The 17,456-nt window shown below is 46.6% G+C and carries 15 protein-coding genes; 6 read left to right on the top strand and 9 right to left on the bottom strand.

Annotation, left to right across the window (positions count from 1 at the left end; translation table 11 throughout):
* Positions 1 to 11 precede the first annotated feature (11 nt).
* The 6 genes from BP97_RS0115000 to pdhA all read right to left on the bottom strand — a co-directional run bounded on the left by BP97_RS0115000 (position 12) and on the right by pdhA (position 8,689).
* Positions 12 to 1,802, bottom strand: a complete 1,791-nt coding sequence (locus BP97_RS0115000; RefSeq protein ID WP_028549833.1) for a cache domain-containing sensor histidine kinase — start codon at positions 1,800 to 1,802, stop codon at positions 12 to 14.
* A gap of 27 nt (positions 1,803 to 1,829) precedes the next feature.
* Entirely contained in the window at positions 1,830 to 3,161 is a 1,332-nt protein-coding gene (locus BP97_RS36380; RefSeq protein ID WP_231506310.1) for an ABC transporter substrate-binding protein, read from the bottom strand.
* Between the two features lie 172 nt (positions 3,162 to 3,333).
* Positions 3,334 to 4,755 (bottom strand): dihydrolipoyl dehydrogenase, encoded by a 1,422-nt coding sequence (lpdA, locus tag BP97_RS0114990; RefSeq protein WP_028549832.1) that lies wholly within the window; start codon positions 4,753 to 4,755, stop codon positions 3,334 to 3,336.
* A gap of 5 nt (positions 4,756 to 4,760) precedes the next feature.
* Entirely contained in the window at positions 4,761 to 6,083 is a 1,323-nt protein-coding gene (locus BP97_RS0114985; RefSeq protein ID WP_028549831.1) for a dihydrolipoamide acetyltransferase family protein, read from the bottom strand.
* A 533-nt stretch (positions 6,084 to 6,616) separates the two neighbouring features.
* The gene (locus tag BP97_RS0114980) at positions 6,617 to 7,597 is read right to left on the bottom strand and encodes an alpha-ketoacid dehydrogenase subunit beta (RefSeq protein WP_028549830.1); all 981 of its coding nucleotides are present in this window, start codon (positions 7,595 to 7,597) and stop codon (positions 6,617 to 6,619) included.
* Positions 7,598 to 7,615: 18 nt separating this feature from the next.
* Complete coding sequence (gene pdhA, locus BP97_RS0114975; protein ID WP_028549829.1) at positions 7,616 to 8,689, bottom strand: pyruvate dehydrogenase (acetyl-transferring) E1 component subunit alpha; 1,074 nt, start codon at positions 8,687 to 8,689, stop codon at positions 7,616 to 7,618.
* A gap of 207 nt (positions 8,690 to 8,896) precedes the next feature.
* Here pdhA and BP97_RS0114970 point away from each other — a divergent pair, with 207 nt between their 5' ends.
* Positions 8,897 to 9,625, top strand: coding sequence for an alpha/beta hydrolase (locus BP97_RS0114970; RefSeq protein WP_028549828.1), 729 nt, complete (start codon positions 8,897 to 8,899; stop codon positions 9,623 to 9,625).
* A gap of 77 nt (positions 9,626 to 9,702) precedes the next feature.
* Here BP97_RS0114970 and BP97_RS36375 read toward each other — a convergent pair whose 3' ends face one another.
* Both BP97_RS36375 and BP97_RS0114955 read right to left on the bottom strand, forming a co-directional pair.
* Positions 9,703 to 10,536, bottom strand: a complete 834-nt coding sequence (locus BP97_RS36375) for a lipoyl protein ligase domain-containing protein (RefSeq protein ID WP_036745902.1) — start codon at positions 10,534 to 10,536, stop codon at positions 9,703 to 9,705.
* Between the two features lie 113 nt (positions 10,537 to 10,649).
* On the bottom strand, positions 10,650 to 11,084 hold the full coding sequence (locus tag BP97_RS0114955) for a MarR family winged helix-turn-helix transcriptional regulator (RefSeq protein WP_028549826.1): 435 nt from the start codon (positions 11,082 to 11,084) through the stop codon (positions 10,650 to 10,652).
* A gap of 232 nt (positions 11,085 to 11,316) precedes the next feature.
* Here BP97_RS0114955 and BP97_RS36370 point away from each other — a divergent pair, with 232 nt between their 5' ends.
* The 5 genes from BP97_RS36370 to BP97_RS0114930 are packed head-to-tail and all read left to right on the top strand — an operon-like array spanning position 11,317 to position 17,159.
* Positions 11,317 to 11,745: a MarR family winged helix-turn-helix transcriptional regulator gene (locus BP97_RS36370; protein ID WP_051620600.1), complete on the top strand. Its 429-nt coding sequence runs from the start codon at positions 11,317 to 11,319 to the stop codon at positions 11,743 to 11,745.
* A 38-nt stretch (positions 11,746 to 11,783) separates the two neighbouring features.
* Positions 11,784 to 12,437, top strand: a complete 654-nt coding sequence (locus BP97_RS0114945; protein WP_028549825.1) for an HlyD family secretion protein — start codon at positions 11,784 to 11,786, stop codon at positions 12,435 to 12,437.
* Positions 12,438 to 12,485: 48 nt separating this feature from the next.
* Positions 12,486 to 14,075: a DHA2 family efflux MFS transporter permease subunit gene (locus BP97_RS36365; protein WP_051620599.1), complete on the top strand. Its 1,590-nt coding sequence runs from the start codon at positions 12,486 to 12,488 to the stop codon at positions 14,073 to 14,075.
* Between the two features lie 44 nt (positions 14,076 to 14,119).
* Positions 14,120 to 15,361, top strand: a complete 1,242-nt coding sequence (locus BP97_RS0114935; protein ID WP_028549824.1) for an efflux RND transporter periplasmic adaptor subunit — start codon at positions 14,120 to 14,122, stop codon at positions 15,359 to 15,361.
* A gap of 46 nt (positions 15,362 to 15,407) precedes the next feature.
* Complete coding sequence (locus BP97_RS0114930) at positions 15,408 to 17,159, top strand: hypothetical protein (protein WP_028549823.1); 1,752 nt, start codon at positions 15,408 to 15,410, stop codon at positions 17,157 to 17,159.
* A gap of 89 nt (positions 17,160 to 17,248) precedes the next feature.
* Here BP97_RS0114930 and BP97_RS40205 read toward each other — a convergent pair whose 3' ends face one another.
* Positions 17,249 to 17,410, bottom strand: coding sequence for a hypothetical protein (locus BP97_RS40205; protein WP_156043221.1), 162 nt, complete (start codon positions 17,408 to 17,410; stop codon positions 17,249 to 17,251).
* Between the last annotated feature and the right edge of the window lie 46 nt (positions 17,411 to 17,456).

The following is a 17,456-nucleotide window of genomic DNA, read 5'->3' as shown; positions in this document are numbered from 1 at the left end:
CCATCCATGCTCTAGGCATGTCTACGGGGTATCTTAACAGTAACCACCGTTCCGCTACCTTCCTCGCTCTCATAAGCAAGTCCGTATTCTGAACCGTAATGAAGCTGCAACCTTCGATGCACATTCCTGACGCCGAAACCGACAACAGGCTGTTCTTCCTCTGCGTCATCTCTTAGGCCATTCAAGCTTCGTCTAAGCTCCTCCAGGCGTTCAGGTGATATACCGTATCCATTGTCCTTGATACTGAGATAACAGTCATCTCCTTCTATCCGTCCATGTATCGTGATGAGCCCTGGGCGGCGCACCTTTTTCACCCCATGATAAATTGCATTCTCAACCAGAGGCTGGAGCGTCAGCTTCACAATCAAATATTCCTTCATGGCTGCTGGCATTTCAATTTCATACGAAATGGCGTTTCCATACCGCTGATGTTGTATATACAAATATTGTTTCACATGCTCCAGCTCGTTCGCAATGGGAATGATTTCACTCCCCTTACTGATGCTGATGCGAAAATAATTCGACAGCGCCGTAATCATCTGCGATGCCTCTTTGGTCTCGTTCATCTCACATAATTGCTTGATCGAGAATAATGTATTGTACAAAAAATGTGGCTGAATTTGTGCTTGGAGTACAGATAATTCAGATAGCCTTTTCTGTTCCTGCTCATGCTCCACTTGTGCAAGAAGAAGCTTGATCCGCTCCAGCATATCCTGTATCCCTTTGCTTAAAATGCCGATTTCACGGCTAGGCAGCTCCGGAATAACTACATCGAGATTTCCTTGCTCTATGCGGTCGATCTGACGGGTGAGCTTCCCTAACGGTCGTGCAATAATATTGGCCAATATACCAGATAACAGAGCGACAATAAGAAGAACCGCGGCCATAACCGACAAGCTTACATATTGGATATCGTTAATCTTTTCATAAATTTCATCCTGCGGATAGACAGCCGCAACCTTCCACTTGTTAATTCCTATTGTGTCGTACAGCACGACCATCTTCTTGCCTTCCGTGCTTTGCATATCCATCCTACCGGATGATGGTATCGAGGGATTCATCAACTCTCGGCGAAGATGCTCCTGATCGATTTCAAAAGGACTTTGAGCCGTTTTGAAGCTCACCGCACGCTCGGGACTAGCGAGAAGCAAATAACCGTTGGCACTTATTTTGGGTGCCGACAACAGCTCACGAAAAAAGTCCTCCTTCAGCTGAATGAGGATCATGCCCGTTCGATCCCCCTGCGGTCCTCCGAGCCATTTATATAAACCTGCAACGTTTCCTCCAGGCTGCACCCCAAGTTCGTCCTTATGCATATTGAGCCAATACACCTGGGATGCAGTTTCGTAAGGATACTGCATAAACGATTGGGAATCAAACGCCGCATCCGTCTGCAAATAATCCTGCCGGAGCATGGCAATGGAGCCCTTATTGTAGTAGATCCCAATGGAATCGATAATCGTATAAAAGTCGGAATACACCTTATCGAGCTGTTTGCTGAGTGTCACATAATCTCGCGGCTGCAATTCAAATAAGGGCTGTCCTGCCCTATAAAACAAGCTGCGCATATCGCTGCTATTATCAAGCGCTGTAAGATCGGTTAGAAGCGCAGTAAGCCTGTCATTCATAAAGTTCCGCGTTTGAAACAGCGTATCGTTGATACTCGTTTCCGCGTTAGCTCTGAGCTGCTGCGAGGCGAGCATATAGGAAACAATCCCTGTTATCGGCACAAAGACGAGAATCAACGGGACAAATAACCATAATATCGTCGATTTCAAGGAACGATTAGCCAGCCATCGCATAGCGACCCTCCCGTCATCATATATAACCTATGGATTCCGATTGTTTTTGTTTATATATTCTACATAAGCATTTTCCATTAAACCGGCCCAATCATTCAGAAATTGCTCTACTGTCAAAGTACCGGCCAGAACATCCTGCAATTCCGGCTCGAGCTGCTGTTTAACGAGACTTGAATAGTTCGGCAAATAAAAGGGGACTTGGACCATGCCGGTCCTCTCGTCCTGCATTGCTGCCAAAGCCTCTTGAAGAAACGGTGTTTTCCTTATGTATTCGCTGTCCCACGCCTGCGTATTTGTAGGCATCTGACCGACGTTCGCATTCCAATACGTTTGACTCTCTTTTGAGGAGAGAAAGCTGAGCAGCGTCCAGGCCGCATCCGGGTTTTTGCTTGTTTTGAAGATACCGTAACCGTTAGCAACTGTCACCATCGCTCTCTTCCCGTTCTGTGCAGGGGGCAGCAGCTCCGCTCCAAATTTGTCTTGTCCAAGCGCCTGAATATGATCGTTAAAGGAGCCGAAATTATGCTGTATTATTCCTGCACGACCTGAATCAAAGGCAGCTACCATTTCTTTATATCCATTTGCGATATCGCTTTTGGAGGTGTTGGCCTTATATAACGAAATATATCTGTTCAAAAATTCAACATGCTTCGGATTATTGATGGTACATCTTCCATCGTTCGTAAAATATTCGGTTATGCCGGAATAAGCATACAGTAAGGATGTCAGCTGTGTGATGCTCCCATCAGCCCCTCGGAGGCTATATCCATAACGATGAAGCGATGGATTCGTAAGCTGGACAGCCGCGGTGAAAAAATCGTCCCATGTCCGTGGCGCGGACAAGCCCTTTTCCCTAAACCAATCGGTACGATACCAAAACACATCGAAATTAAATGTATTGGGCAGCTGGTACAGCTTTCTGTCAGGTGCAAGCGAGCGATTGTAGGCTATGAAGGATTCCCCGATTTGTGAATGCTCCGGCCATCGCTCATAATAGTCATCCAATGGAAGAAGCACTCCTCTGGACGCATAGTCAGCGATCCAGGTTTCACTCAAGCCAGCGACATCAGGCATATCGTTAGCGTTGATTGCCACATCGTATTTGATTTTATTAAGGCTTAAAGGAATTCCGGTATACTGTACTTCAATATTCGGATACTGCTCATGAAAGCGCCGAAGCAGCTCCTTATAGTACGGTGTTCGACTGGGCCCTGCATTCTCATCCCAGAACCTAAGCAACGTTGTAACGCCTATTGCTTCCCCTTCTTTGACGGCTGAGGAAGCATTCGTTCCGGAACAGGCTGAAGTCAATAATGTAAAAGGCAGGATACACCTTATCATCAAGCTATGGACTCGCATAAGAAGCTCCTTATTCCGTTAATGTTTTCTTAGTATTGCAAAATGTATAGGTTCCCATCACTAAGAATTGGGATAGCCCCTGAATTCTTGTCAAATGCTTGTCATGAAAAAGGAAAAAAAGCTTGGTGCCGCAGTACGCTGCAGCGCCAAGCTTGGAGTTACGTACAAATTATTATTTACTGCTTCCAAGAATGTGAATCGGATGACCCATTGCTACTTCCGCAGCTTCCATCGTGATTTCGCCCAATGTTGGATGCGCATGAATTGTCAGGGCAATATCCTCTACTGTTGCTCCCATCTCGATAGCAAGGCCCATCTCGGCAATCAGGTTGGATGCTTCCGCACCAACGATTTGAGCTCCCAAGAGAAGACCGGAATCTTTGTCGCTAACCAGCTTCACGAAGCCTTCCTTCAGGTTCATCGATTGAGCACGGCCGTTAGCTCCGTAAGGGAATTTACCAACGGCAACGTTGATCCCCTTAGCTTTTGCTTCCGTTTCATTCAAGCCTACGCTTGCGATTTCCGGATCGGAGAACACAACGGCAGGAATGCATTTGTAATCTACAGCACTAGGCAATCCAGCGATAGCTTCAGCTGCCACTTTACCTTCGTAAGAAGCTTTGTGCGCCAATGCAAGACCTGGAACAATATCACCGATTGCATAGATGTGAGATACATTTGTTTGGCATTGCTCATTGACTTGGATCAATCCGCGCTCGCCAACTTCAACGCCTGCAAGCTCTAAGGAAAGGTCTCCGTCAGTGTTAGGACGGCGTCCAACCGTAACAAGCACGTATTGTGCCGTTACTTTCTTCTCTTCGCCCTTCACAGTGAAGGTTACAGTTACGTCTTTATCCGTTTGCTCGCAGCCTTGAGCCATAGCTTCTGTGAATACTTCCACATTCAGCTTCTTCAAGTTGCGGGCTACCAGCTGCGACATTTCTTTCTCGAAACCTGGAAGTACTGCATCGGAGCCTTCCAATACGGTTACTTTAGTTCCGAATTTCGCATAGGTTTGACCCAACTCGATACCGATGTAGCCGCCGCCGATAACAACCAGGCTTTCCGGAATTTCCGGAAGCTCCAGAGCTTCAGTGGACGACATGATACGGCCGCCGTAAGGGAAAGCTTTAAGCTCGATCGGACGGGAACCTGTCGCAATAATGCAGTGGTTGAAACGGTAACGAGCCGTTTCGTTATCGTTAAATACGCGAGCTTCATGCTCATTGATGAACAAGGCTTCGCCGTTAAAAATTTGAATTTTGTTGCCTTTCAGCAGCTGTGTAACACCGCCGGTTTGTTTCTTTATAATACCAGCTTTCCATTCTTGGACTTTTGTGAAATCCACTTTTACATTCTCAGCCGTAATTCCGATTTCGGAGCTATGGCTTGCTGCTTCATAATGATGAGCAGCCGAGATCAGCGCTTTGGAAGGGATACATCCGCGGTTCAAGCATACGCCGCCCAGTTCGGATTTATCCACGATCAATACGCTTTTGCCCAATTGGGAAGCACGGATGGCGGCCACATAACCGCCAGGACCTGCACCCACGACCAGAACGTCTATCTCAACGGAAGCGTCTCCTACTACCATTTGTATTACACCTCCAAAATGAGCAGCTCTGGATCAGCCAGCAGCTGTTTAATGTAATTCATAAAGTTTTGTGCCGTTGCGCCATCGATGATACGGTGGTCGAAGCTCAAGGACAATGCCATGACTGGGGCCACTACGATCTCTCCGTTTTTCACAACCGGTTTCTCCGTGATACGTCCTGTACCCAGAATCGCAACTTCAGGGAAGTTAATGATCGGAGTGAAGAACATACCGCCAGCAGAACCGATGTTTGTGATGGAGATGGTACTGCCTTTCATCTCGTTACCGCTAAGCTTGCCATCGCGACCGCGTGTTGCCAAATCCTTGATCGCTTCAGCGATAGTCCAAATATTTTTACGGTCTGCATCTTGGATAACAGGAACGATCAAGCCGTTGTCTGTATCTGTAGCGATACCGATGTTGTAGTACTTTTTGTAGACAATCTCGTTCTTCTCTTCGTCGATCATCGCATTCATAGCAGGGAACTGACGAGCAGCCGCTACCAATGCTTTGACGATGAATGGCAAGTACGTCAATTTAACGCCTTTTTTCTCAGCTGCTGCTTTTGCTCTACCGCGCAAAGCAACTAATTGAGTTACGTCCACTTCGTCCATCAGTGTTACGTGAGGAGCCGTATACGCGGATTTAACCATTGCGTTCGCAATCGCTTTGCGAATGCCTTTAAGCGGCACGCGCTCTTCGACGCGATCGCCGGATACTGCTGCTGCAGCTGTGGAAGCCGCTGCTGCAGGTGCTGCTCCAGCTGCTGGCGCTTCGCTTGCAGCCGATGGTGCTGCCGCAGGCGCGCTGCCGCCTGCAGCAAACGCGAGAACATCTTCCTTCGTCACACGGCCGTTGCGGCCTGTTGGAGTGACGTCTGCGATGTTCAAGCCTTTTTCGCGTGCTAGCTTGCGCACGCTTGGAGTTGCCAGGACCGCGCTGCCTGCAGCCGCGGTCGGAGCAGGCGCCGCTGCAGCTGGTGCTGCTGCAGGAGCCGTCGGTGCTGGAGCTGCTGCCGGTGCCGCTGGGGCAGCAGGAGCTGCGCTCTCGCTGTGACCGCCGTGGCTAGCTTGCTGCGGAACCGCACCTTCAACTTCGATCGTAGCGATAAGGTCGCCGATAGTACACATGGTGCCTTCGCTAACTTTGATTTCCACGATTTTACCTTCTACTGGAGCAGGCACTTCTACAGTGGATTTGTCGTTTTGAACTTCCATGATGATGGTCTCATCATTTACAACATCGCCCGGCTTAACAAGCCATTTGACGATCTCGCCTTCGTGAATGCCCTCACCGAGCTCAGGGAATTTATATTCAAATATAGCCACGATTCTGACCCTCCTAATGGTGGCGCAGCGCGAGTATGTAGGTTGGAAGTAATAAAGCAACCTTTATCGATCACACTTACCGTCTCCGAACTGTGCTAACTGCCTCCAGCCACTATTGAAATCGGGTTTCTTGATTAGATTGTCATTAGATGAAACCCGATTTCAAAGGTGGCACGTAAACTTTCCGCCAGTTACACAGCCCTCCGACCCTCTGTGATCGTGGGCTTTATTACTTCCAAAAAGCTGCTCTCGCTGCGCTTTTAAATAAATTACCCGTTTGCCTATATCAGCAAACGTAATAGTATCGCTCAAACGCTCCTTGAAAGGAGCGTTTTGTCAAAGCAACCGCGAATGTGAAAAGAAAGGAAGGGTGTGTACCGGAGGAGCCTACGTCCGCCTTTGAGATTGTGTATCCACAACTTCCTGATACATTCTAAGATACACAATCTCAACAGCGGCCGGAGGTACACACCCTCCTTCTTGAACTCTTTCGCGAATGGATTTGACAGTCGCTCCCTCACAGGAGCGCCATCTTAGAAATCTAGAACTTTATTCAAACCAGCAATGATACGAGCCGGGTTAGGAAGCCACTGATCTTCCACTTGCGCGAAAGGATATACCGTATCTGGAGGAGTTACACGAAGCACTGGTGCTTCTAGGTGAAGAATCGCTTTTTCATTGATTTGAGCGATAACTTCAGCTGCAACGCCGGAAGTTTTTTGAGCTTCTTGAACAACGATAACACGGTTTGTTTTTTTGACGGACTCTACGATTGTCTCGATATCCAATGGAATCAAAGTACGAAGGTCGATAACTTCAACTTTTACGCCGCGAGTTTTTTCGATTTCTTCCGCTGCTTTAAGTGAAGTATGAACCATAGCACCGTAAGTGATGATTGTAACATCAGAACCTTCGCGAACTACGTTTGCTTTACCGATAGGCACTGTGTACTCGCCTTCTGGTACTTCAGCACGGAACGAACGGTACAGGTTCAAGTGCTCCATGAAGAATACAGGATCGTTATCACGGATTGCAGAGATCAGCAAACCTTTTGCATCATATGGGTTCGATGGAACAACCACTTTAATCCCTGGAGTTTGAACAAGCAAGCCTTCCAATGGATCTGTGTGAAGCTCAGCTGCTTTTACGCCGCCGCCAAATGGAGTACGGAATGTAATTGGAGCATTGTAGCGGCCGCCGGAACGGTAACGCATACGAGCTGCTTGTACACAGATTTGGTCCATTGCTTCATAAATAAAACCTACGAATTGAATTTCAGCTACCGGACGGAAGCCTTGAATACCCATCCCTACTGCCAAACCGCCGATTGCGGATTCAGCCAGCGGAGTATCAAATACGCGCTCTTCGCCGAATTCAGCTTGCAGTCCTTCCGTTGCACGGAACACACCGCCTACTTTACCTACGTCTTCCCCGAATACAACAACGTTAGGATCGCGTTCCAACTCGACGCGCATTGCATCCTTTATCGCTTGAATCATTGTCATTTGAGCCATGGTATGGTGTCCTCTCCTTTACCCGATATAATCCGCTTTTTGCTCTTCCAAGTATGCCGGCGTCGTTTCGAACATGCTGTCGATCAAGCCAGGAACTGTCATTTTTTCAACTGCTTCTGCTTTCTTGATTTCCTCAGCAACGGTAGCTTTCGCTTCCTCGACTACTTTGTTCTCTTCTTCTTCCGACCACAAGCCTTTGCCAACCAAGTAAGTACGGAAACGGTTCAATGGGTCTCTAGTTGCTTCCCATTCAGCTGTTTCTTCTTTCGTACGGTATTTGGACGGATCATCACCGGACATGGAGTGAGGCAGGAAGCGATAAGTGATGGCTTCGATCAAAGTCGCGCCTTCACCGTTACGTCCGCGTTCTGCTGCATCTTGAACCGCTTTGACAACCGCAAGCACGTCCATACCGTCTACTTGAACGCCTTTAATACCTGCCGCTACTGCTTTATGAGCTACGGATTCAGCTGCTGTTTGCTTAGCAAACGGAGTTGTGATCGCATAGCCGTTATTTTGTACAACGAAAATGGATGGAAGTTTGAATGCGCCTGCGAAGTTCAAGCCTTCGTAGAAATCGCCCTCGGAGGAACCGCCGTCACCTGTGTAAGTAATGGTTACGCGTTTTTCTCCACGTTTTTTGAATGCCATTGCAACGCCCATAGCGTGCAAAATTTGTGCGCCGATAATAATTTGCGGCATCAACACGTGCACGTCAGCAGGAATTTGTCCACCATGCTGATGGCCACGGGAATATAAGAATGCTTGGTACATCGGAAGACCATGCCATACGATTTGCGGCATATCACGATAACCAGGGCAAATAAAATCATCTTTATTTAAAGCGAACTCACTACCGATCATCGACGCTTCTTGACCGGAAACCGGTGCATAGAAACCAAGACGTCCTTGGCGGGTCAAGTTAACAGCCCGTTGGTCCCAAGTACGGGTAAATACCATGCGTCTCATTAATTCTTTTAATTGATCGTCAGTCAATTTCGGCATTTCTTGCTCGTTAACCACAGTACCGTCTGGCGCTAGAACAGACAAAGGCTGCACCTTGGACACTGCCACTTCATATGGCTTACTCATGTACATTCACCTCAGCGATAGATTTTGATGCCTTGAAACCGGAGTTTCTGTTATAGTAGTATTATAAACCTGTTTTCATGAATAACACAACTACTTACCTGAAAAATATACGTTCTCTTCAAAGTTTAGACTATAACAGCTAACATAAATATATAATACAGATCGCAAAATAACGGTAAACTATTATAATACACTGGAGGATTTTTCATGGATGATTCCATATATTACAAACGCACTGTTGTGAAAGAACAAGTACCTTCCCAATTCTTGGGAACAGAAAGACCTGTACGCGTTTTTTTACCCCCAGGTTATCAGGAGCTTGTCACCTACCCTGTTATCTATTGTCAGGACGGTGAACAATTTTTCAACTTCGGTCGAATCGTCACACATATGAATAGACTCATCTTCGATGAAGGCGTCAATCCAGCCATTATCGTTGGCGTGGATGTGGATACAGCTGTCAGAACAAGTGAATACGCACCGGAAGGAGAGCGGTTCAGCGCATATACCCGTTTTTTTGCCGAAGAGCTGCTGCCTTACATCGAATCCAAGTATTCAGTAAGAACGGAAGCTGCAGATCGCATCCTAGCTGGCGATTCACTAGGCGGGACCGTATCCCTACATCTTGCCTTAAATTATCGTAGCCTATTTTGCAACGTTATATCCTTGTCCGGCGCATTTTTGCAAGAAACAAGAGCAAGGTTGGAACAAGAGCCCGATTTGTCGTGGTTATATCTCTATATGTTAATTGGACTGGACGAAACGGAAGTGAAAACAGAACGAGGAACCTTTGATTTCCTTGAAGCAAACCGATTGACCAAGGAACAGTTGGAAGCTAAGAACTGTAGGCTATGGTATGAGGAAAAACCAGGCAAGCACTTATGGGGCTTCTGGCAGAATGAACTGCCCGCCGCGATGAAGCTTTTTCTAAAATAATTGCAAACTAAGTTGCAAAAACAGTAGAAAGGCATAAGCTACGTCCTCCTTGAGGATTCGCTTATGCCTTTTCACACCTAACCATCAATTCCGTAGCGACTCTTCATCGACGAGATCATCTCTTGAACTTGAGCATCCTCAGGAATTCGAAGAACTCCGCCCATGGTTCCAGATTCACTCTCCAGCCTATGCGTTCTTACCGTCTGCTTCACCGCATCGATAAAGCGCTGCTCGTCATTAAGTCCGACAAGCTCCTGAAGGCTGGCCATACTGTTCTCCTGCACATCTGGAAAGCTTACCTGTTCAGCGCCTTGGGCCGCAATGCGGTAGAATTCCCTGGCAAGCTCCGCCTTGGACCTCCCGCTCCCTATTACAACAACAAAGGCCTGTACAACAAAGGCATGCGCCTGCCGACGCTGGGCTATTCCGCAAAATTTACGTCCTTCAATACTAAGATCGTAGTCACCAGGACAGTAGGAGCCATTCACTTCGCCCTTGGCTACATCCGGCGTTACACTATAAAGCGCATCCCGCACTAGACTATACATCGTTTCAAAATCTTGGCGGAAATCAATTTGCCCTTGTCTCTTGGGAAGGATCAACGAAACGTTTACTACACCCAGATCAAGCGGCACAGCCGCACCGCCTGAATTTCTGACGGCAACGGAATATCCTTGATCTTCTAGCCAACGCTTGGCTTCCCTTGCATAAGGCAACCTGCTGTCTCTCAGTCCCATAACGAAAGCTCTCGGATGTCTCCACAAATGAACCATTGGGGCGCCCCCATCCCCTACAAGTCTGCACAACAGCTCCTCCAGTGCGAAGGGATACAATACCTCTCCTTGCTCCGGTTGCTGCGTACGGTCCCATATAAGGGTTCCTTCCGGTAACGACCAATTCATCTGTTCCATTGCTTATTCCTCTTTCCGAATACCTGTTGGTTCATCTATCGTATGGTAAAGAGCCTGACTTTTACAGACAGCTCCCTCCACTGTTTCATTATAGAGGCTGATGACGTCTTTGACTAAGCCTTTTTCTCCGAATGAGCCAAAATTTCTTTGTAAATGCGAATCAAATGCTGAATGTCCTCATCCGGCAAATCCCCGAAAAACGTATCAACATTCGATTTTCTTTGATCTCTTATTGATCCTAACATGCTGCGGCCCTCTTCTGTAATCCGCAAATAGACCACTCTGCGATCCTCATCATCTCTTTCCCGCTCTACATAACCAGCCAACAGCAGTTTATCCGATAGCGTTGTAATAGCACCGGCTGTGTAGCACATAGCTTCTGCCATCTGAGATACCTTAAGGGGTCCTTCCGTATCCAGCTTCTCTAGAATAAAGCCTTGAGCAGCAGTCATTCCTTTCTCATTGAACCTGTTCCAGGCCAACGACATTTTGCGATATAGCTGCCTCGATACCTCTTCCAACTCAAAGAGGCTGCGGTGGTCATTCATGCTTTTGCTCCTTTTTCCAATGGATCTAGTATGTATTATTCATTAATACGGGCGAGTGGAAGTTTTGTTTCAAACATTTTCTTCAAAAAATATATTGACGGTGTAATATTCTACATGATATTTTTTCCATGAATAGTTTTACTATAAAAATATATTCTGAAAAACATTTTTACCACTTATGAATAATACCTTAATTTGTAAACCTGTTTTCGGAGAAGGAGGGAACCCATCATTGGCAAGCATCGACGACAGATTGAATGAATTCGAACAGCTTATCCATACTGCGATACGGCAATCGAACAAGTGGATGCCATGCCCAGCTGTGTCCAAACAGCAATTTCTGCTGCTTGCTACTTTATCTGCTAAACGCAGGATGACTGTAAGCGAGCTTGCTGAGGAGCTTTGCTTGTCACCCAGTGCTACGACTATTGCTGTTAATCGTCTAGTACGAGACGGTCGAGTTATGCGAACGCGGGATGATACAGATCGTAGAGTGGTCTGGGTTGAATTAACCGAACTGGGCCTACATACAGTTACCGAACTAAAGCAGCGCCGAAAATTGATTTTACAAGCTATGCTAGCCAACTTAAGCCAAGAGGAAACCGATCAGTTCGTGGCCACTTTTCGGAAAATGCTGTCCAACGCTAAGGTATTGGGATAAAACCACGCTTCCCATAAAAGAAAGGGGCTTAGTCCGCAATGAAGAAAAAAATCATTATACTCGTCCTGCTCGCGATAATCCTTCTTGGAGGAGGAGCAGGCGGCACTTATTACTATGCTATTGCAAGCAAATACATAAACACTGAGGATGCCAAAATTCAGGGTGACCTGCGAGCCATCGGAGCCCCGGGATCAGGCAAATTGATCGAATGGAACTACAAAGAGGGCGAGTCCTTTAAGAAAGGCGACGTATTGGGCATTGTAGAGACGACCCCCGCTCGCGGTAACACGCCTGCCGTGACTCAAGAAATAATTGCCGTAGAGGAAGGTACCATTATTCAATTCAGCGGTATTAAAGATCAAATGGTTTCCTCCAGCAGCGCTATCGCAATGAGTGCGAATTTGGATCAGCTCTATGTTACAGCTAACCTCCAAGAAACAGAAATTGCCGATGTCAAGGTAGGCAGCAAAGTCACAATTAAAGTCGACGCATATCCAGGCACTATGATTACGGGCCATGTAGAGCGTCTGGGCTTAGGCACGAATTCCTCCTTTTCCCTGCTTTCTAGCTCCAACTCGAGCGGTAATTTCACCAAAGTCATTCAGCGTATTCCCGTAAAAATCTCATTAGATGACCATCAGGGGCTCCGTCTGGTACCCGGTTTGAATGTTGCAGTAAAAATCGAGAAATAATCCCTCGTGTGTTTGGCAAAAAAAGATGGAAAGAAAGGAGGAATAGGTGTGGCATCCACAAACGCGGCCTCAAATGAATCGGTCCCTCAGGCTCAAACAGCAGCCAAAGGACCCGGTCTAGCCATGCTAGCGGTCATCATTGCTGTGTTCATGGCTATTCTTGATACGAGTATCGTCAATGTAGCTCTACCCAAAATGATGTCTGTATTCGGCGTAACCCAATCCGATATCGAATGGGTCGTTACAGCTTATGCCTTGGTCAGCGGAGCACTTGTTCCGGTTACCGGTTATTTGGGCGATCGCTTCGGATATAAAAGAATTTTTTTGATTGCTAATGCAATCTTCACCCTTGGTTCGGGACTATGCGGCGTTGCCTGGAGCAACGATAGCATGATTGTTTTTCGTATCGTTCAAGCCATTGGCGGCGGAGCCTTGATGCCGATCAGTATGGCGATGATCTTCCGTATGTTCCCTCCGGAGAAACGTGGAATGGCCATGGGGTTGTTCGGGATCGCTATTATGTTCGCTCCCGCTACCGGGCCAACCCTAAGCGGATATATCGTTGAATATTTGGACTGGCGGCTCATTTTCACTATTAACGTCCCCATTGGGATCATCGACTTTTTCCTCGCTATGGCAGTGCTTAAAGAATTTAAAGCGCCTGTAACCCAGCGGTTTGATTTTTGGGGTTTCCTTACTTCAACTACCGGTCTTGCGACGCTCCTGTACGGTATCGGCAAAGTATCGGAAAAAGGCTGGGGAGATTCCGAGGTCATCATTTTCGTTACTATCGGGATTACCAGTCTTATTATATTTGTCTTTATAGAGCTGCTGATTGATCATCCGATGCTGGATTTAACGTTGCTGAAGAACTCGACTTACACCTTGTCCCTCATCATCTCGAGTATCGCTACCCTAATTATGATGGGTGTTTTATTCCTGCTTCCCATATTTTTGCAGACACTATCTGGATTATCAGCTATTCAAACCGGTTTGATTCTGCTTCCACAGGCTATCGTTTCCGGCATTATGATGCCTATAGCTGGAGCTCTGTTCGACAAGATAGGTGCTCGTCTGCTTGCTGTGGTCGGACTGCTGTTTACTGCGCTGTCTTTGTATTTGTCCGCAGCTCTCGACTTGAATACCGCATTCTCCGTGCTTATCACATGGCTAGTGCTCAGGGCTATAGGTATGGGTCTTATGATGATGCCTATCCAGACAGCTGGAATGAATACCGTTCCTATGCACAAAATGGGCCAAGGAACTGCACTTTCCAATACGATTCGCCAGATCAGCGCCTCCTTCGGCATTGCTTGGCTTGCCCTGCTTTATTCCGATCGCCGGACGTTCCACGTAGCAGACCTATCCGAGCAGTTGAACATGTTCTCTTCTAATATTGCAAATCATTTTAATCAGCTGCAGGGCCAATATTTGGGAATGGGTCAATCGGCCGCGCAGGCTAAGGTGAGCGCACTTGGCTTTATTAACGGGCAGGTACAAATTCAGGCTACCGTAAACGGTCTCGATGACGTCTTCGTCGTTACCGCTGTGTTGTCTGTCATTGCAGCCGTTCTTTCTCTCTTTTTGAAAAACACTAAAGCCAAAGGCGGTCCTAAAGCTCACGTTATGGGCGAATAAAAGAAACCATCTACCGATTTTATAGTAAAGGGGCAACCAATCCAATGACCAGTAGGATAGAAAATTCAAGCAGGTTCCAACGCGTACTTATGACAGGTCTTGTTGTTATACTCAGCGGGGCTTTGGCAGCGGGCTGCTCAGTTACGAATGCCAACGGAAGCCAGACCAAATCGGTCAAAACGGTTCAGATAGGCAAGCAAAAAATGGATAATAAGCAGGAGCTGGATGCCGACGTCGTATCGTCCTCCCAAGTCAATGTTATAACCAAAGTCGGTGGCGATGTATTGGAAATGAAGAAAAAACGTGGAGATTCCGTGCAGCAAGGTGAAGTGATCTTCAAGCTGGACTCTGCCGATGCCGCCAGAAACAGGGAGAAGACCGAGCTGTCAAGACAAAACCTGCAAGCCCAGCTGGACAAAACGCGTGAAGATATTGCTACCAATCGTGGAGTCTACAAGAACACAATTGAAAAGCTGCAGCTGACTATAGCCGATTTGGAAAAAAGCTATAACAATATCCGCAATGATTATGATGCCGGTCTCGTTCCAAAAACACAGCTGGAAAAAGCTGAGACCCAGTTAAAAACATCAAAGCTGGATTTGGATACGGCTCAGAAGCAGCTCGCCAATCTCGATTCTACAGACCCTCTCGCATCCTTAAAAATTCAAATTGAGTCCGCCAATGTTACGCTTCAGGATATCGACAAAACCTTATCGGACTTTGAAGTGAAAGCCCCGATTAGCGGTATATTGACTGATTTAAATCCGGAGGTAGGAGTAACGGTTCCAGCCGGATATGTAGCAGGTGTTATCCAGCAGCAAAACCCGATTAAAATACATGCCGATGTAACCGAGAGCACTCTAAAGCTAGTCCGCGGCAAAAAGGAGCTTCCTTTTACACTGCAAGGAACGGATACCCAGATGACCGGTACGGTCACCTATCTAGCCGAGGTCATGAGTCCTCAAAGCAAAACCTTTGTGCTTGAATTAAGTGCCGCTAATGCGGATCAGAAGCTCAAGTCAGGCATGAGAGTAAAGCTTCAGCTTGGCGGTGATACCACACAAGATGTCGTAACGATTCCGGCAGCAGCGATTACCAAGGAAGGCAATGATAGTTATGTGTTTGTAGTCTCGAACGATACTGCTGAGAGAAGAAAAGTAACACTGGGACGTACGGCTGCTGATTCCACCCGCGAAGTCGTATCCGGTGTCAAGGAAGGCGAACAGGTTGTAATCTCCGGCTCTCAAGAATTGAAAGACAAGGACAAAGTAGAGGTTCGAAAATAACGACTCCTGGTTTCTTTTGACTATTTTCTATAATGGAGGACAGACGATGCAAAACCATTTTAAAAAAGCACTTTCGGCCGTTATCATCTCTTCCCTCGTTTGCACGCTGGGAACAAGCACCCTTCTTGCTGATGAAAGGGATAGCGCATCCATGGATAATCGATATCCTACTACACTGGAAGGTCCGCTCCAGGTTAAAATCAACGGTTTGTTAAGCGAGCATTCAATAAGCGGTACACGGATCGGCGTTAAGGTTAAAATGTATAATGTTTCAAATGATACCGTGAGAGTGCCTGACTATGAACCTCGAGTCGCTATCGGGAATGGGGCCAAGTATGTTTTGAAGGGCAGCGCGGATAACGGGGTTTCCGTACCGCCAATGTCAAGCATCGAGCTAGGGTATATGACCCAAATCGACGGTGGAGACGAATTGAAACCAACCGATATTGTCTGGATCGATGTGAATAAGGATGTCTATCCAAAGGTCGAAACGACGATGTTGGATGTTCCCGTGAGCAACCTCGTATGGTACGGGGATCAGACCTTGATTTCAGATCCAAATGCTATTAAAGCATGGGGCGAAACGTTCACTATTCCTTCTTTGGACTCTTCATTAACTTATACGCCGATCCACTTGGACACTAATTTCAAAGATCAGACACCTGTAAAAGTATTAAAACTGCTCGTTCAAAACCCGGGGATAACAACGGAATCCATCCCGAGCTTTTCACTTGACGGCAAATCAGCGACCTTGACTTATAAAGGGTATCGGGCGGATCAGGCTGTAACCACTCTAGATCCCGGCGATAAAAAATACATCTACTATGCTGTTCCTACCGACTTGGATATCCAGCTTAACAGCGTTACTATCTCAACATCGGAAACCTATAAAGTACCTAACCGTACAGATGCTTCCGCAAATATTTCATACAAGATCGGTCGCTTAAGCATCCAGCTTCCTGAAGGCAATGCATCGGATAAGGATACAACCGAGCCTGCTCCGTATATTATGAACACACCGCTTCGTATAGATCCGATCAATAATTCGGTGAATCCTGACATCGCCGTATCGGTTGTGGATATGCAAACCTACGAGAACGAAGGCATGGGGTATCAAACCGGCATCGTCAAAATGAAGTTCTCGAACAAAAGCGATAAGCCTTTACCCGTACCCCAATTTGCTGCTGAGCTTGTCGGCGGAGGCTATACTTATGCCGGCAGTCGTCTGAACAACACGGCCACACTTGTTGTTCCAGGTACGGACTATGTAATCAATTATTCATTCGTTCTCCCGATGAATGATGCCAAGAATCAATATACTCTCAAATTAATTGATGATAAGACAGCCGCACCCTATAAAATAACGATCTCTCAAGCTTATGTGGCTATGAACAATACTACGCTCGACAATCAACAATTGCTTGCCTATCCATATCAGGTAACCATTAAGGACTGGGCGCTCAGCAATCTGGCCGGAATGAATCAAGCGACTCAAACTTACAGCTACAATTATAAGCTCCGCATCAATACGGAATTGAAAAGTACTGATACGGTCATGGTTGATGCTAATTACAATAAACTGCTGATGGTTCTCGAAACGAGGGATGGAAGAAAAATAGCTTCAACTTTGAAAAATTTAAGTGGAGAAAGCCGTTTAACCAGCGGAGAACAGTTAATTTATTTCAATGACACGCAGCTGGATCAGCTTGAGAACAAACTGCGATTGAAGTTGTATGAAACCATCGATACGCCAGCAGGTCTAGCAAGACGACTAGTCGCTCAATTGGAAAGAGATTAAAGTACACCCGCTTTGTCAAACAGCAAGAAGGCGCATGGAATCTCTCCATGCGCCTTCAATAGTTAGCGGATTTCAATGAATGGATTTCGTTATAAATCCTTCAAGTTACCCGAGTTAGTCCATTGTTGGTTATTGTTTATCGTTTGTACTTGTTGTGCAGATACGGCTTGGTCCCATTCGTAAAGCGCCACGGTTCCTCCGAACATAATGACAGCTGCCAGCACAAGTCTTATTGCTTTGCGATTCGTCATGTTCGATTCCTCCAAGTTTAATAGATTTATTCTTCTCTATATCTAT

This window comes from Paenibacillus sp. UNC451MF (genome assembly GCF_000686845.1).
In the GTDB taxonomy this organism is placed as follows: domain Bacteria; phylum Bacillota; class Bacilli; order Paenibacillales; family NBRC-103111; genus Paenibacillus_S.
Note: the sequence above shows the minus strand (reverse complement) of the source record. Positions and strands in the feature narration are given on the sequence as shown.

Excerpts from the sequence above, each read along its gene's own strand:
- BP97_RS0115000 (WP_028549833.1), bottom strand. The coding sequence starts at position 1,802 with ATGCGATGGCTGGCTAATCGTTCCTTGAAATCGACGATATTATGGTTA.
- BP97_RS36380 (WP_231506310.1), bottom strand. The coding sequence starts at position 3,161 with ATGCGAGTCCATAGCTTGATGATAAGGTGTATCCTGCCTTTTACATTA.
- lpdA (WP_028549832.1), bottom strand. The coding sequence starts at position 4,755 with ATGGTAGTAGGAGACGCTTCCGTTGAGATAGACGTTCTGGTCGTGGGT.
- BP97_RS0114980 (WP_028549830.1), bottom strand. The coding sequence starts at position 7,597 with ATGGCTCAAATGACAATGATTCAAGCGATAAAGGATGCAATGCGCGTC.
- pdhA (WP_028549829.1), bottom strand. The coding sequence starts at position 8,689 with ATGAGTAAGCCATATGAAGTGGCAGTGTCCAAGGTGCAGCCTTTGTCT.
- BP97_RS0114970 (WP_028549828.1), top strand. The coding sequence starts at position 8,897 with ATGGATGATTCCATATATTACAAACGCACTGTTGTGAAAGAACAAGTA.
- BP97_RS36375 (WP_036745902.1), bottom strand. The coding sequence starts at position 10,536 with ATGGAACAGATGAATTGGTCGTTACCGGAAGGAACCCTTATATGGGAC.
- BP97_RS0114955 (WP_028549826.1), bottom strand. The coding sequence starts at position 11,084 with ATGAATGACCACCGCAGCCTCTTTGAGTTGGAAGAGGTATCGAGGCAG.
- BP97_RS0114945 (WP_028549825.1), top strand. The coding sequence starts at position 11,784 with ATGAAGAAAAAAATCATTATACTCGTCCTGCTCGCGATAATCCTTCTT.
- BP97_RS0114935 (WP_028549824.1), top strand. The coding sequence starts at position 14,120 with ATGACCAGTAGGATAGAAAATTCAAGCAGGTTCCAACGCGTACTTATG.
- BP97_RS0114930 (WP_028549823.1), top strand. The coding sequence starts at position 15,408 with ATGCAAAACCATTTTAAAAAAGCACTTTCGGCCGTTATCATCTCTTCC.
- BP97_RS40205 (WP_156043221.1), bottom strand. The coding sequence starts at position 17,410 with ATGACGAATCGCAAAGCAATAAGACTTGTGCTGGCAGCTGTCATTATG.